This window comes from Pseudomonas sp. K8 (assembly GCF_014889455.1).
Classification (GTDB): Bacteria; Pseudomonadota; Gammaproteobacteria; order Pseudomonadales; family Pseudomonadaceae; genus Aquipseudomonas; species Aquipseudomonas veronii.
Genome location: NZ_VJWO01000009.1, coordinates 119,107 through 133,443, shown reverse-complemented (window position 1 = coordinate 133,443; position 14,337 = coordinate 119,107). Strand labels below are relative to the sequence as shown.

Sequence of the window (14,337 nt, the reverse complement as noted above, 5' to 3'; positions counted from 1 at the left end):
GTCCCGGAAGACTCCAGCCTTCATGTCATCGACCTCGTTCAAGCAGTCCATGCGGCGCCTATGGGCACTGGATAAATTCAGTTACAGCGTTCGGGTATTCATCGCCCTCACCGGCAGCATGACGCTGTGCTGGTATCAGGATGAAATGACACTGCTGATCCCGCTGTTCCTGGGGATTATCGCCAGTGCCCTGGCCGAGACCGACGACAGTTGGCAAGGCCGCCTCAACGCCCTGGCGGTGACGCTGGTGTGTTTCAGCATTGCCGCGCTGTCGGTGGAGCTGTTGTTCCCCTACCCCTGGGCCTTCGCGGTCGCCCTGGCCCTGGCGAGTTTCGGCCTGACCATGCTCGGCGCCCTCGGTGAGCGTTATGGCGCGATTGCGTCGGCCACCTTGATCCTGTCGGTCTACACCATGATCGGCGTGGACCAGCGCGGCGGTGCCGTCACGGATTTCTGGCACGAACCGCTGCTGCTGGTGGCCGGCGCCGCCTGGTACGGTGCGCTGTCGGTGCTGTGGCAGGTGCTGTTTTCCAACCAGCCGGTGCAGCAGAGCCTGGCGCGGTTGTTTCGCGAGTTGGGGCGTTACCTCAAGCTCAAATCGTCGCTGTTCGAGCCGATCCGCCAGTTGAACGTGGAGGCGCGCCGCCTGGAGCTGGCCCAGCAAAACGGCCGGGTGGTGGCCGCGCTGAATGCGGCGAAGGAAATCATCCTGCACCGCGTCGGCAATGGCCGGCCGGGCTCCAAGGTCAGTCGTTACCTCAAGCTGTATTTCCTGGCCCAGGACATCCACGAACGCGCCAGCTCGTCGCACTATCCCTACAACGCCCTGGCCGAGGCCTTCTTCCACAGCGATGTGCTGTTCCGCTGCCAGCGCCTGCTGCGCCAGCAAGGCAAGGCCTGCGAGGCCCTGGCCGAATCGATCCAACTGCGCCAGCCGTTCATCTATGACGCCAGCTTCGCCGAAGCCTTGGGCGACCTGAACGCCTCCATGGAACACCTGCGCATCCAGAGCAACCCGGCCTGGCGCGGCCTGCTGCGTTCCTTGCGTGCGCTGGCGGCCAACCTGTCGACCCTCGACCGCCTGCTGGGCGACGCGAGCAACCCGGACGCCCTGGCCGACGCCAGCGACAGCAACCTGCTTGACCGTGCCCCACGCAACCTCAAGGAAATGTGGACGCGCCTGCGCACCCAGCTCACGCCGACTTCGCTGCTGTTCCGCCACGCCTTGCGCCTGGCCCTGGCGTTGACCATCGGCTACGGCACCCTGCATGCGATCCACGCTTCCCAGGGCTACTGGATCATCCTCACCACCCTGTTCGTCTGCCAGCCCAACTACGGCGCCACCCGGCGCAAGCTCGGCCAGCGGATCATCGGCACAGCCATCGGGCTCACCGTGGCCTGGGCGCTGTTCGACCTGTTCCCCAGCGCCCTGGTGCAGTCGATGTTCGCCATCGCGGCGGGCCTGGTGTTCTTTATCAACCGCACCACCCGCTACACCCTGGCCACCGCGGCGATCACCCTGATGGTGCTGTTCTGCTTCAACCAGGTGGGCGATGGCTACGGGCTGTTCCTGCCACGCCTGTTCGACACCTTGATCGGCAGCGTGATTGCCGGCCTGACCGTGTTCCTGTTCCTGCCGGACTGGCAAGGCCGGCGCCTGAACAAAGTGCTGGCCAATACCCTGACCTGCAACAGCATCTACCTGCGCCAAATCATGCAGCAATACGCCGCCGGCAAAAGCGACGACCTGGCTTACCGCCTGGCCCGACGCAACGCGCACAACGCCGACGCGGCGCTGTCCACCACCCTGGCGAATATGCTGATGGAGCCGGGGCAGTTCCGTAAGGAGGCCGACGTGGGCTTCCGCTTCCTGGTGCTGTCCCACACCTTGCTCAGCTACCTGTCGGGGCTCGGCGCGCACCGCGAAACCCAACTGCCGGCCGACGTGCGCGAGCACTTGATCGACGGCGCGGGAAAAACCCTGGCGGCGAGCATCGACGAAATCGCCACGGGGCTGGCCAATAAACAGCCGATCTCGATTCAGAGCGATGCCGAGGAAGCCTTGGCTGCGGAGCTGGAACAGATGCCGGATGAGATCGATGAGGGGCAACGTCTGGTGCAGACGCAACTGGCGTTGATTTGCCGGCAGTTGGGGCCGTTGCGCACCCTGGCGGCCCACCTGATCAAAGACACCAGCGCGGCGTAGGCCACTACATGCCGTGCTGCTTCATCAACCGCGCATAACTGCCGTCGGCCTTCATCTTGGCAATCTCGCGGTCAAAACCGGCGACGATCTGCTCATGCTCGGGGTTCTTCAGGCTGACCAGAATATGCAGGCTGTTTTCACTCAACGGCTGCGGCAAAAACTCCACCGCATTGCGCACCCGCGCCGACTCCTGCGCCAGGTAATAACGGGCAACGAATTCGTCCTCCACCGTCAGGCGTACCCGGCGCGCAACGAGCATCCGCACCGCCATGGCGAAGTTGTGTACCGGGACTTTCTGTAACTGCGTGTCCTGGTCGAACGCCGCAGAATACGCATACCCCCGCACCACGGCGATGGGATAGTTGTGCAGTTGCTCAAGGTTCTGGAACTCGATGGGATCGTCGCGACGCTTGATAAAAACCAGGCGGTTGATCAGGTATTCAGCGGAAAACTGCCCCAGGCGCGTGCGGGCCTCGTCATACCAGGCGTTGACCACCACGTCATAGCGCCCATCGCCGACACCCATCAACGCGCGAGCCCAGGGCACCTGCTCGAAATCACTGGCATAACCGGCGCGGGCCAAGGCTGTGCTGACAATATCGGTAGCCAGCCCACCATTGATCAAGGTGGCATCGGTAAAGGGTGGCCAGGCATCTGCCACCAGGCGCAGACGCTGTGCGAACGCCGGCTGGGCCAGCAACAACATTCCAATCAAAGCAACGGCACGAGAGAATCGCGGCATGCTTAAAGTCCTTGGCAGGCAGGCGGTGGCCCTGGCTCAGGCGGTGCCTGAGGATGTAACAGTAGCTCAGATTACACAAAGAACCCGCCGCTGAATGCATACAATGATGGCAGATTGATGTCACTGATCCAAACAGTCGATTTAGACAGAAGTGCCCGCCGCGCTTACTATCCGGGACAGACACTTCCAAGAGAACCACACCATGACAGTCGAATGGGTCTGCAAACATCACAACGACCTGGGCAAGGAACAGCTGTATGCCATTCTGCGCCTGCGCAGCGAGGTCTTCGTTGTCGAGCAAAAGTGCGTCTACCAGGACATCGACGGGCAGGACCTGCAAGGCGATACCCACCATCTGATGGCCTGGAAAGGCGACGACCTGGTGGCCTACCTGCGCCTGCTGGACCCGGAGACCCAGGCCGGGGATGTGGTGATCGGCCGGGTGATCGTGGCACCGATGGCACGCGGCACCGGTCTGGGGCATCTGCTGATGGAAGAAACGCTCAAGCAGATTGACGATATCTGGCCAGAGACGCCGATCTTTCTCTCAGCCCAGGCGCATTTGCAGGGGTATTACGCGCGGTATGGTTTTTTGGTGGCGGGTGAGGAATACCTTGAGGACGACATTCCGCACATCGGCATGCGGCGTGCCTGATGGCCCCATCGCGAGCGGGCTTGCTCGCGATAGCGTCAGCCCAGCTGACCGCCAAGCCTCAGGGATAACCCAAGACCTGTTTGATCGACGCCAGATTCGCCTCGATCCACCGCCGATCGATCGCGCCCCAGTCGCGAATCCGATAGCACCCCGCATGATTGCGCGCGCCGTCTTCCTGCTCGAACTCGCAGACGATATCCAGATCCGCCAATGCCGCAATCGTGTCCTGCGCGGTGCGCCGGGGCATGCCCGTCACCTCGGTCAGCGCCGGCACGCTGCTGGCCTGCTCGCTGTCGATCAGATACGCCACGTACAGGCGGCGGTAGAAGCTGCTCTTGGTCTTGCTCACATCCATGGTCAACCGCCTTGGAAAGTCAGGGTTTGCCCTGCAGGTCGCGATACGTGAGGTACACGCGCAGGTCGAATTCCACCTGATGGTAGCCCGGCATCATGTACTCACAGAGTTTGTAGAACGCTTTGTTGTGGTCCGATTCCTTGAAGTGCGCCAGTTCGTGTACCACGATCATGCGCAGAAATTCCGGGGCGGCCTCCTTGAACAGCGCGGCGATCCGGATTTCTTTCTTGGACTTCAGATTGCCGCCCTGTACCCGCGAAATCGTGGTGTGCAGGCCGAGGGCACGGTGGGTCAGGTCGAGGCGGTTATCGAACAGCACTTTGTCGATAGCCGGCGCGTTGCGCAGGTGCTCCTGTTTCAAGGCCAGCGCGTAGGCATACAGGGCCTTGTCGCTCTGCACGGCGTGACGTTCGGGGTAACGCTGCTCCAGGTAGGCGCCCAACTGGTCCTTGGCGATCAGTTGGCGCACTTGCTCCTGAAGGGCAGCGGGATAGGCCTGGAGGTATTTCAGCGCGGTCATTGAGGTCTGCAACAGGGTTCGAATGGGCGCCAGTGTAGCGAATTCAGCAGGAACGGGCGCGCAACCAGTCGACCACCGCTCCGGCCATCAACGGTGGGGCCGCCCATGGCCCCTGGACAAACGGGCAACCATTGGCCTTGAGCCACTGGGCTTGCTCCAGCGTCTCTACGCCCTCGGCGACTACCAGCACACCGAAATGCCCGCACAACTCGATAATGCTACGGGCCATCGCCGCATCCCGCGCTGAGCCCGGCAGGCCCGCGACCAATTGGCGGTCCAGCTTGAGTGTGTCGAATGGCAGGTCGCGCAGATGGGCCAGGGAACAGTGGCCGGAACCGAAGTCATCCAGGGCGATGCGTACCCCGACCGCGCGCAGTAACTTGAACTGCTTGGCGGACGCTTCGAGGTTATGCATCAGGCTGTCTTCGCCGATTTCCACCTCCAACTGGCGCCCCTGCAACCCATGTCTGTCGAGTACCTGCTGCAGTTGGCTCGCCAGGTTGGGCATGTTGAACTGGCTGCTGCTCAGGCTCACGCTCAACACCAGTTCATCCTCGAACATGGCTTGCCACACCTGACGCTGAGCGGCGACCTGGTGGTAGATCCAGGCACTCAACTGGCTGATCAGCCGCGCCTCTTCCAGCAGCGGCAAAAACAGCCCCGGCGGTACATCGCCGACACTCGGGTGCTGCCAGCGCAACAACGCCTCGACGCCGCGCAGATGGCCGTCCTCCAGAGACACCTGGGGCTGGTACACCAGGGTGAAATCCTTGTTCTGGATGGCGTTGCGCACGCTGTCCTCGAGCATCAGCCGCGAGCGGGCGCGACCGTTCATTTCCTGATCGTAATAGCGATATTGCTGACGCCCCGCACGCTTGGCCTCATACATGGCGATATCAGCCGCACGCAACAGGCCGCCCAAGTCCGAGCCGCAATCCGGAAAAGTCGCGATGCCGATGCTGACCCCGAGCATCACCTCCAAGCCATCCACCTGTTGGCAAACAGACACTCGCTCGATCAGTTTTTCCGCAATCTTCGCCGCCTGTTCGGGGAACTCCAGTTCCAACAACGCCGTGAATTCATCCCCACCCATGCGTCCGAGAATGTCGTAGGAACGCAGGCAGCTCTGCAACTGTTCCGAAACCCAGCGCAGCACCCGATCACCCGCGTCATGCCCCAGCGAGTCGTTGACCCGTTTGAAGCCGTCGAGGTCCAGGTACAACAAGACCAGCGACTGCTCGGTGCGATCGCTGCGCAGCAGGGAGTTTTCCACGGCCTGGTAAAAGCCACGACGGTTCAACAACCCGGTCAGCGGGTCGGTCACCGCCTGGAACTCCAGTTGCTGATGCAGGTGGCAGACCTCGGACATGTCCAACACGGTCACCACCATGGCCTTCTGCTCGGCGGGCAACGGCGCACAAGAGAGCGCCACCGGCACCTGCTGACCGCGGCCGGTACGCAAGATCGCATCATGCAAACGCCAGGTTTGGCCTTGACGGAAACCGGCGTACATCTGCGATTCCAGCCAGGCGGGCACATGGGGTTTTTGCAGGAAACTCAAAAAATCCTTGCCCTTGAGCTCATCGTGCGTGGCATTGAGCAGGCGCGAAATCGCCGGGTTGGCGTACTCGATCACGCCCGCATCACTCACCACGAGGATGCCTTCGGCGGCGTTGTCCAGCACCGAGGCATTGAAGGCGCGGGCGGACTCCAGGTCATGGCTCAGACGCTGCAACGCCCGACGGGTGCGCTGCTGCTCCAGCAACGCCTGGACCTTGGGCTTGAGGATATGCGGGTCGAAGGGTTTAAACAGGTAATCGATGGCGCCGCTGGCATAACCTTCCAGCACGGCGGCCGGCGATTGCGCGTTCGCGCTGAGAAAGATGATCGGCGTCATGCGCGTGCGCTGGCTGCCGCGCATCAGGCGGGCGACTTCAAAACCGTCCATGCCGGGCATCTTTACGTCGAGCAGCACCAGGTCTACCTCGTGCTGGAGCAACAGTTCCAGAGCCTCCAGGCCGGAACCGGCGGTCACCACCTGCCAGTCATCACGTTGCAAAAGGGCGCGCATGCTAATCAGATTTTCCGGGTAGTCATCGACCACCAGAAGAACCGAACCGCCATCGCCTTGGTGTGGAGCGCATTCCATGCTACGTCTCTTCCTTAAGGTGCCGCACCGGTCAGTTCTGACAGAAAACCCGGGCAAGCACTGAGGTCTCACTCTAGCCTTGGTTCCCAAAAATCAGAAGTGAAGCGGGGGCCATCATCGCACCAAAGACTGCTAAGCCGACTAACGGTCAACCCCTGCAGCCCACGGTTCATGGGGAACATGGCTTTTTGACATTCCCTTGGCGTCAATAATTTGCCAGGCATTCATTAACAAGCGGCGGACTACCGCCTATAAAGATGCTGTCTGGCCCAAGGGCCAAAGCCTATACCTATCTGTAAAAAGGCCTACGCCATGATTGATCTTTCCACCTGGAACCTGAGCATTCCGGTCGGCTCGCCCCCCGCGACCATCAACACCCCGAAGCTGATGAGTGGCTTCAATGACCAATATTTCCAGGCCGAAGGCAGCAACGTGCAATTCTGGACACCCGTCACCGGCACACGTACCGAGAACGCCATTTACCCCCGCAGCGAACTGCGCGAAACCTACGCCGACGGGCGTCTGCGCAACTGGACCTACCCCGAAGCCGACAATTATCTGCGCGCCACGCTGGCCGTCAACCAGGTGCCCTCCTCCGGGAAAATCGTCATCGGCCAGATCCACGCCTACGACAGCCAGAAACCCTTGATCAAGGTGGAATACCAGTTCAAGGAAAAAACCCAGACCGGCAACATTGTCGCCAAGGTCCGCATGCGCCCGGACGACGATGAAAGCCGGGTGATCATCGTCGCCTCCAATGTGCCGCTGGAGAAGAGTTTTACCTACGTGATCAACCTCAACAAAGCCGGGTTGCTCAGTGTCGTAGCGGCCGACGGGCAGTGGAACGAGCGCATTGGCGCGGCCTGGGGCAGCAAGCCGCTGTATTTCAAGGCGGGGGCGTATGTGCAGGACAATAGCGGGGATAGCAAGGAAGGGGCGAAGGTGACGTTTGCGAAGTTGGATATTGATCACGAGTGAACGGATTGGCCTCATTACGAGCAGGGATTGTCTGATCAGCACAATGAGCACGCCCTGGTAAACGCCGTTCCCCTGTGTAGCCTTAGGACTCGGTGCTGGTCCTACACGCCTGCAAGCTGATCAAATTCCAGCCGCAAAAAAAGCCCGCATCGCTGCGGGCTTCTTTTTAAACGCTTGAGGCTCAGTTCACCTTAGCGTTCAACTCACCTTTCAGGTAACGCTGGTACATCGCTTCCAGGGAGATCGGCTTGATCTTCGAAGCATTGCCCGCAGTACCAAACGCTTCATAACGTGCGATACACACATCGCGCATCGCGGTCACGGTGGCACCGAAGAATTTACGTGGGTCGAATTCGCTCGGGTTGGTGGCCATCAGGCGACGCATCGCGCCGGTGGATGCCAGGCGCAGGTCGGTGTCGATGTTGACCTTGCGCACGCCGTATTTGATGCCTTCGACGATTTCTTCAACCGGTACGCCGTAGGTTTCTTTGATGTCGCCGCCGTACTGGTTGATGATCGCCAGCCACTCTTGCGGCACCGAGGAAGAACCGTGCATCACCAGGTGGGTGTTGGGGATGCGCTTGTGGATTTCCTTGATGCGGTCGATGGCCAGCACGTCGCCGGTAGGCGGCTTGGTGAACTTGTAGGCGCCGTGGCTGGTGCCGATGGCGATGGCCAGGGCGTCGACCTGGGTCTTCTTGACGAAGTCGGCGGCTTCTTCCGGGTCGGTCAGCATCTGGCTGTGATCCAGCACGCCTTCGGCGCCGATGCCGTCTTCTTCGCCAGCCATGCCGGTTTCCAGGGAACCCAGGCAGCCCAGCTCGCCTTCAACCGAGACGCCGCAGGCGTGAGCCATGGCCACGGTTTGTTGGGTGACGCGCACGTTGTACTCGTAGTCGGTCGGGGTCTTGCCGTCTTCGCCGAGGGAGCCGTCCATCATCACCGAGCTGAAGCCCAGTTGGATGGAACGCTGGCACACGTCCGGGCTGGTGCCATGGTCCTGGTGCATGCACACCGGGATGTGCGGGAATTCTTCGATCGCGGCGAGGATCAGGTGACGCAGGAACGGGGCGCCGGCGTATTTACGCGCACCGGCCGAAGCCTGGACGATCACTGGGGAGTCGGTCTTGTCAGCGGCTTCCATGATGGCGCGCATCTGCTCAAGGTTGTTGACGTTAAAGGCTGGGACGCCGTAGCCGAACTCGGCTGCGTGGTCCAGCATTTGACGCATGCTGATAAGTGCCATTGTGTTGTCTCTCCCGGTCGAGGGTCGTTAATCGTGCAAGCCTGCCGTAGCGGCGGCTGCTATTCAAGTTATTGCCGGTCAGGCTTTGCATACCTGGCCTGCTGAATCGTTTTTTGTGAGCCGGACTCAACGCCGACATCACTTTGAAACCGTATCAATGTGGGAGGGGGCTTGCCCGCGACGGCGATTTACCTGTCGACATCGCGAGTGGCTGACCCAACGCTATCGGGGGCAAGCCCCCTCCCACATTGGGGTCTCATTAATGTTGAGACCGTGTTCTTTTACTGGGCCTTGCAGCCACGTCCGATCAAATCGTCGGTGGCCACCCAGTAAACCAGGCCTTCCTCACCTTTTGTGTGAAACGCCAACTGATCGTTGCTGTAGAGCACACCCGATGCCGCCACATCCTGCTTGAGGCGGTAAACCTGGGTCGAGCCGCCGAGGCGGACATCCACTTCGGTGCGGGCCGGGTTGGCAAAGCGCCAGTTGACCTCGGCCTTGCTGTCGCAGGTCCAGGTCGTCCATTTGTCGGCAGGCTCTGCCTTGTTGAACATGTTCATGCTGCTGCAACCGGCCAGTAACGCCAGTGCTGCCAGGGCGAAAACGCCTTTCATTGCCAATCCTCGCACGCAGGCCTTGGGCCTGCGTTGCAGTCGGTTAGTTGATCAGACCCTTCAAGGGCAACCCTGTTCCTGACCGTTGGGCGCAGAGTCGTATTTCTCCAGCCGTTCGTTGCCCATGCGCTTGTTGATCACCGGCATGGTCTCGGCTTGCCAATCGGCTTGGTAGCAGCTTTTTTTCTGCGCCGGCAGCGCCTTTCCAGGTGCCGGCGCCGCGCTCGGCGTGCTGCCGCAGCCGGCCAACAGGCCCGCTGCGATCACCAGTGCCAACGACTTGATCATGGGAATGCTCCTTTTCCTGATCTGCCTCAGCCTTTGGCTCGGCTTTCCAGGACTTCAACCGCCGGCAGGACTTTGCCTTCGACGAATTCGAGGAACGCGCCGCCACCGGTGGAAATGTAGGAGATCTGGTCGGCAACGCCATATTTATCGATGGCCGCCAGGGTGTCGCCGCCGCCAGCGATGGAGAATGCCGAGCTTTCGGCAATGGCCTTGGCCAGCACTTTGGTGCCGTTGCCGAACTGGTCAAACTCGAACACACCGACCGGGCCGTTCCACAGGATGGTCCGGGAGGCTTTCAGCAATTGCGCGAAGTTGGCTGCGGTTTGCGGGCCGATGTCCAGGATCATGTCGTCAGCGGCCACGTCATCGATGAGTTTGACGGTGGCTTCAGCGCTTTCGGCAAATTCCTTGGCCACGACCACGTCCACCGGCAGCGGCACGCTGACCTTGGCCGCGATGGCGCGAGCGGTGTCCAGCAGGTCCGGCTCGTACAGCGACTTGCCCACCGGATGGCCGGCTGCGGCCAGGAAGGTGTTGGCAATGCCGCCGCCGACGATCAACTGGTTGCAGACCTGGCTCAGGCTGTTGAGCACATCCAGCTTGGTGGAGACTTTGGAACCGGCCACGATGGCCGCCATTGGTTGGGCCGGCGCCTTCAGGGCCTTGCCCAGCGCGTCCAGCTCGGCAGCCAGCAACGGGCCGGCGGCAGCGACCTTGGCGAACTTGGCCACGCCGTGGGTCGAACCTTCGGCGCGGTGGGCGGTGCCGAAGGCGTCCATCACGAACACGTCGCACAGGGCGGCGTATTGCTGGGCCAGTTCGTCACTGTTCTTTTTCTCGCCCTTGTTGAAGCGCACGTTTTCGAACAGCACGACGTCGCCGGCTTTCACGTCAACGCCGCCGAGGTAGTCAGCCACCAGCGGCACGTCGCGGCCCAGGGCCTTGCTCAGGTAATCGGCCACAGGCTTGAGGCTGTTTTCGGCCGAAAACTCACCTTCGGTCGGACGACCCAGGTGGGAGCAGACCATCACGGCCGCACCTTTTTCCAGGGCCAGCTTGATGGTCGGCAGCGAGGCCAGGATTCGCGCATCGCTGGTGACAACACCGTCCTTGACTGGGACGTTGAGGTCTTCGCGAATCAGTACGCGTTTACCTTGCAGATCGAGGTCGGTCATCTTCAACACGGTCATGGGTGGCAATTCCTGAGGCTAAAGTTTTGGAGAGGCTGTTTGCAGATAGTGTTCTGCGACGTCCAGCATTCGGTTGGCAAACCCCCATTCGTTGTCGAACCAGGCCAGGATATTCACCAGCCTCGGGCCGGAAACGCGGGTCTGGCTGGCATCGACAATCGCCGAATGCGGGTCATGGTTGAAATCACAACTGGCGTGGGGCAACTCAGTGTAGGCCAGCAAACCTTTGAGCGGGCCGCTGGTGGCGGCGTCGCGCAGAATCCGGTTGACCTCCACCGCATCGGTGTCGCTGACGGTTTGCATGGTGATGTCCAGGCATGAAACGTTCACCGTCGGCACCCGCACGGCTTTGGCCTGAATTCGCCCGGCAAGTTCCGGCAACAGCCGTTCGATGCCACGCGCCAGACCGGTGGACACCGGAATCACCGACTGAAACGCCGAACGCGTGCGGCGCAGGTCTTCATGGTGATACGCGTCGATCACCGGCTGGTCGTTCATCGCCGAGTGGATGGTGGTGATCGACACGTAGTCCACGCCGATCGCCTGGTCCAGCAGGCGCAACAACGGCACGCTGCAGTTGGTGGTGCAGGAAGCGTTGGACACCAGCCGCTCAGCGCCGGTCAGGCAATCCTGGTTGATGCCGTAGACGATGGTGGCGTCGACATCCGCCTCGCTGGCCATCGGCTGGGAAAACAGCACACGCGGCGCGCCGGCATCGAGAAAACGCTGGCCGTCGGCACGGGTGTTATAGGCACCGGAGCATTCCAACACCAGGTCGACGCCCAGCGCCGCCCAGTCGATGCCCTCGGGGGTGGCACTGCGCAGCACTTTCACGCAGTCGCCCTTGATATGCAGACAATCGCCTTCCACCCGCACTTCGCCGGGGAACCGGCCGTGGGTGGAGTCAAAGCGTGTCAGGTATTCGATGCTGGCCATGTCGGCCAAATCGTTGATCGCGACAATCTCAAACCCGGCCGCCGCCCCTCGCTCGAACAGAGCACGCAAGACGCAACGACCAATACGGCCGTAGCCGTTGAGTGCAACTTTGTAGGGACGCGGTTGGGGCATGGGGTTCTCGCAGTGTGGGCGACACAAACCATCTAACCAATGTAGGAGCGAGCTTGCTCGCGAAGATCGTCAACGATAACGCAGCGTCTCTGGTTTGACGCGGCGCTCTCTCGTTCTTCGCGAGCAAGCTCGCTCCTACAGTGGGTGCGATGGGCAGTCGCCACCGCACATCTGTGTGCAGCAGCCAGTTGGCCACCGCGTTCGCGCTTTTAGTCTTCCAGCAGCTCTTCAGCCTGACCCAGGATGTTTTCCAGGGTGAAACCGAACTCTTCGAACAAGGCTGGCGCCGGCGCCGACTCACCGTAGGTGGTCATGCCGATCACGCGGCCTTCCAGGCCCACGTACTTGTACCAGTAGTCGGCGTGAGCCGCTTCGATGGCGATACGCGCGCTGACCTGCAGCGGCAACACCGATTGCTTGTAGTCGGCGTCCTGGGCTTCGAACACGCTGGTGCAAGGCATGGACACCACGCGCACGTTGCGGCCCTGGGCAGTCAGCTTGTCGTAGGCCTGAACGGTCAGGCCGACTTCGGAACCGGTGGAGATCAGGATCAGCTCCGGCTCGCCGATGCAGTCCTTGAGCACATAGCCACCACGGCTGATGTCAGCGATCTGCGCGTCAGTGCGAACCTGATGTTGCAGGTTCTGACGGGAGAAGATCAGCGCCGAAGGGCCGTCCTTGCGCTCGATCGCGTGTTTCCAGGCCACGGCGGATTCGACCGCGTCGGCTGGGCGCCAGCAATCCAGGTTCGGCGTGGTGCGCAGGCTGGTCAATTGCTCGACCGGCTGGTGGGTCGGGCCGTCTTCGCCCAGGCCGATGGAGTCATGGGTGTACACGTGGATCACGCGTTTCTTCATCAGCGCGGCCATACGCACTGCGTTGCGCGCGTATTCCATGAACATCAGGAAGGTCGCGCCGTAAGGCACCAGACCGCCGTGCAGGGACACGCCGTTCATGATCGCGCTCATGCCGAATTCGCGCACGCCGTAGTACATGTAGTTACCGCTGGCGTCTTCGGCGGAGACACCTTTGCAACCTTTCCACAGGGTCAGGTTGGAACCGGCCAGGTCGGCCGAACCGCCGAGGAACTCAGGCAGCAGCGGGCCAAAGGCGTTCAAGGTGTTTTGGCTGGCTTTACGGCTGGCGATGGTCTCGCCCTTGGCTGCGACTTCGGCGATGTAGGCCGAGGCTTTTTCCGCGAAGTCGGCAGGCAGGTCACCGGCGAGGCGGCGTACCAGCTCATTGGCAAGCTCCGGGAATTCGGCGGAGTAGGCGGCGAAACGCTGGTCCCACTCGGCTTCGGTGGCCAGGCCTTGTTCCTTGGCGTCCCATTCGGCGTAGATGTCGGCCGGGATTTCGAACGGGCCGTAGTTCCACTTCAGCGCTTCACGGGTCAGGGCGATTTCCGCGTCACCCAGCGGGGCGCCGTGGCAGTCTTCTTTGCCTTGCTTGTTCGGCGAGCCGAAACCGATGGTGGTCTTGCAGCAGATCAGGGTCGGCTGCTCGCTCTTGCGGGCGGTGTCGATGGCGGTCTTGATTTCTTCCGGATCGTGGCCGTCGACGTTGCGGATCACCTGCCAGTTGTAGGCTTCGAAGCGCTTAGGGGTGTCGTCGGTGAACCAGCCTTCGACTTCGCCGTCGATGGAGATGCCGTTGTCGTCGTAGAAGGCAATCAGCTTGCCCAGGCCCAAGGTACCGGCCAGGGAAGCGACTTCGTGGGAAATGCCTTCCATCATGCAGCCATCACCCAGGAATACGTAGGTGTGGTGGTCGACGATGTGGTGGCCGGGGCGGTTGAACTGCGCGCCCAGGACTTTTTCAGCCAGGGCGAAACCGACGGCGTTGGCCAGGCCTTGGCCCAGGGGACCGGTGGTGGTCTCGACGCCTGGGGTGTAGCCGAATTCCGGGTGACCCGGGGTACGGCTGTGCAACTGGCGGAAGTTTTTCAGATCGTCGATGGTCAGATCGTAGCCGGTCAGGTGCAGCAGCGAGTAGATCAGCATCGAGCCGTGGCCGTTGGACAGCACGAAGCGGTCACGGTCGGCGAAAGACGGGTTGGTCGGGTTGTGTTTCAGGTAGTCACGCCAGAGTACCTCGGCGATATCCGCCATGCCCATCGGGGCACCGGGATGGCCGCTGTTGGCTTTTTGCACGGCATCCATGCTGAGGGCACGAATGGCGTTGGCACGCTCACGACGGCTGGGCATCGCTGTTCTCCTGAGGGTTGAATAAAAGAAACGGAAAAAAGGACCGGCATTTTCCCTCAGCCACCGCCTGCGGGCAATGACAGATAGTCACTTGAGGGCGTTTTTCCTGTGGTTTGCGC

Annotated in this window: 13 protein-coding genes; 3 read left to right on the top strand and 10 right to left on the bottom strand. The window is 61.4% G+C overall.

The window, feature by feature from the left end; translation table 11 throughout:
* Positions 1-22: 22 nt before the first annotated feature.
* Positions 23-2,206, top strand: coding sequence for a YccS family putative transporter (yccS, locus tag INT12_RS09465; protein WP_017844946.1), 2,184 nt, complete (start codon positions 23-25; stop codon positions 2,204-2,206).
* Positions 2,207-2,210: 4 nt separating this feature from the next.
* Here yccS and INT12_RS09460 read toward each other — a convergent pair whose 3' ends face one another.
* The gene (locus INT12_RS09460; RefSeq protein ID WP_046487940.1) at positions 2,211-2,948 is read right to left on the bottom strand and encodes a substrate-binding periplasmic protein; all 738 of its coding nucleotides are present in this window, start codon (positions 2,946-2,948) and stop codon (positions 2,211-2,213) included.
* Between the two features lie 202 nt (positions 2,949-3,150).
* On the opposite strand from INT12_RS09460, the gene INT12_RS09455 reads away from it, so the two are divergent.
* Positions 3,151-3,603: a GNAT family N-acetyltransferase gene (locus INT12_RS09455; protein WP_017844948.1), complete on the top strand. Its 453-nt coding sequence runs from the start codon at positions 3,151-3,153 to the stop codon at positions 3,601-3,603.
* A gap of 58 nt (positions 3,604-3,661) precedes the next feature.
* On the opposite strand, the gene INT12_RS09450 is transcribed toward INT12_RS09455, so the two are convergent.
* The 3 genes from INT12_RS09450 to INT12_RS09440 are packed head-to-tail and all read right to left on the bottom strand — an operon-like array spanning position 3,662 to position 6,627.
* Complete coding sequence (locus INT12_RS09450) at positions 3,662-3,958, bottom strand: winged helix-turn-helix domain-containing protein (RefSeq protein WP_046381788.1); 297 nt, start codon at positions 3,956-3,958, stop codon at positions 3,662-3,664.
* Positions 3,959-3,977: 19 nt separating this feature from the next.
* Positions 3,978-4,478 (bottom strand): M48 family metallopeptidase, encoded by a 501-nt coding sequence (locus INT12_RS09445; RefSeq protein ID WP_010207148.1) that lies wholly within the window; start codon positions 4,476-4,478, stop codon positions 3,978-3,980.
* Positions 4,479-4,521: 43 nt separating this feature from the next.
* On the bottom strand, positions 4,522-6,627 hold the full coding sequence (locus INT12_RS09440; RefSeq protein ID WP_193039512.1) for a putative bifunctional diguanylate cyclase/phosphodiesterase: 2,106 nt from the start codon (positions 6,625-6,627) through the stop codon (positions 4,522-4,524).
* A 312-nt stretch (positions 6,628-6,939) separates the two neighbouring features.
* Between INT12_RS09440 and INT12_RS09435 the strand changes: the two genes are divergently transcribed.
* Positions 6,940-7,605, top strand: coding sequence for a polysaccharide lyase family 7 protein (locus INT12_RS09435; RefSeq protein ID WP_102617721.1), 666 nt, complete (start codon positions 6,940-6,942; stop codon positions 7,603-7,605).
* 181 nt (positions 7,606-7,786) lie between these two features.
* On the opposite strand, the gene fba is transcribed toward INT12_RS09435, so the two are convergent.
* From fba to tkt, 6 genes are all read right to left on the bottom strand, one after another.
* A complete protein-coding gene (gene fba / locus INT12_RS09430) occupies positions 7,787-8,851 on the bottom strand; it encodes a class II fructose-bisphosphate aldolase (RefSeq protein WP_003177554.1) in 1,065 nt (354 codons plus the stop codon).
* Between the two features lie 281 nt (positions 8,852-9,132).
* On the bottom strand, positions 9,133-9,465 hold the full coding sequence (locus tag INT12_RS09425) for an MliC family protein (protein ID WP_017844952.1): 333 nt from the start codon (positions 9,463-9,465) through the stop codon (positions 9,133-9,135).
* Between the two features lie 60 nt (positions 9,466-9,525).
* On the bottom strand, positions 9,526-9,753 hold the full coding sequence (locus INT12_RS09420) for a hypothetical protein (protein WP_017844953.1): 228 nt from the start codon (positions 9,751-9,753) through the stop codon (positions 9,526-9,528).
* A 26-nt stretch (positions 9,754-9,779) separates the two neighbouring features.
* Positions 9,780-10,943: a phosphoglycerate kinase gene (locus tag INT12_RS09415; RefSeq protein ID WP_017844954.1), complete on the bottom strand. Its 1,164-nt coding sequence runs from the start codon at positions 10,941-10,943 to the stop codon at positions 9,780-9,782.
* A gap of 18 nt (positions 10,944-10,961) precedes the next feature.
* Entirely contained in the window at positions 10,962-12,011 is a 1,050-nt protein-coding gene (epd, locus tag INT12_RS09410; RefSeq protein WP_017844955.1) for an erythrose-4-phosphate dehydrogenase, read from the bottom strand.
* A gap of 209 nt (positions 12,012-12,220) precedes the next feature.
* Positions 12,221-14,218, bottom strand: coding sequence for a transketolase (gene tkt, locus INT12_RS09405; protein ID WP_017844956.1), 1,998 nt, complete (start codon positions 14,216-14,218; stop codon positions 12,221-12,223).
* Between the last annotated feature and the right edge of the window lie 119 nt (positions 14,219-14,337).

Bases quoted from the DNA above. Each gene is read 5' to 3' on its own strand.
- yccS (WP_017844946.1), top strand. From the start codon at position 23: ATGTCATCGACCTCGTTCAAGCAGTCCATGCGGCGCCTATGGGCACTG.
- INT12_RS09460 (WP_046487940.1), bottom strand. From the start codon at position 2,948: ATGCCGCGATTCTCTCGTGCCGTTGCTTTGATTGGAATGTTGTTGCTG.
- INT12_RS09455 (WP_017844948.1), top strand. From the start codon at position 3,151: ATGACAGTCGAATGGGTCTGCAAACATCACAACGACCTGGGCAAGGAA.
- INT12_RS09450 (WP_046381788.1), bottom strand. From the start codon at position 3,958: ATGGATGTGAGCAAGACCAAGAGCAGCTTCTACCGCCGCCTGTACGTG.
- INT12_RS09445 (WP_010207148.1), bottom strand. From the start codon at position 4,478: ATGACCGCGCTGAAATACCTCCAGGCCTATCCCGCTGCCCTTCAGGAG.
- INT12_RS09440 (WP_193039512.1), bottom strand. From the start codon at position 6,627: ATGGAATGCGCTCCACACCAAGGCGATGGCGGTTCGGTTCTTCTGGTG.
- INT12_RS09435 (WP_102617721.1), top strand. From the start codon at position 6,940: ATGATTGATCTTTCCACCTGGAACCTGAGCATTCCGGTCGGCTCGCCC.
- fba (WP_003177554.1), bottom strand. From the start codon at position 8,851: ATGGCACTTATCAGCATGCGTCAAATGCTGGACCACGCAGCCGAGTTC.
- INT12_RS09425 (WP_017844952.1), bottom strand. From the start codon at position 9,465: ATGAAAGGCGTTTTCGCCCTGGCAGCACTGGCGTTACTGGCCGGTTGC.
- INT12_RS09420 (WP_017844953.1), bottom strand. From the start codon at position 9,753: ATGATCAAGTCGTTGGCACTGGTGATCGCAGCGGGCCTGTTGGCCGGC.
- INT12_RS09415 (WP_017844954.1), bottom strand. From the start codon at position 10,943: ATGACCGTGTTGAAGATGACCGACCTCGATCTGCAAGGTAAACGCGTA.
- epd (WP_017844955.1), bottom strand. From the start codon at position 12,011: ATGCCCCAACCGCGTCCCTACAAAGTTGCACTCAACGGCTACGGCCGT.
- tkt (WP_017844956.1), bottom strand. From the start codon at position 14,218: ATGCCCAGCCGTCGTGAGCGTGCCAACGCCATTCGTGCCCTCAGCATG.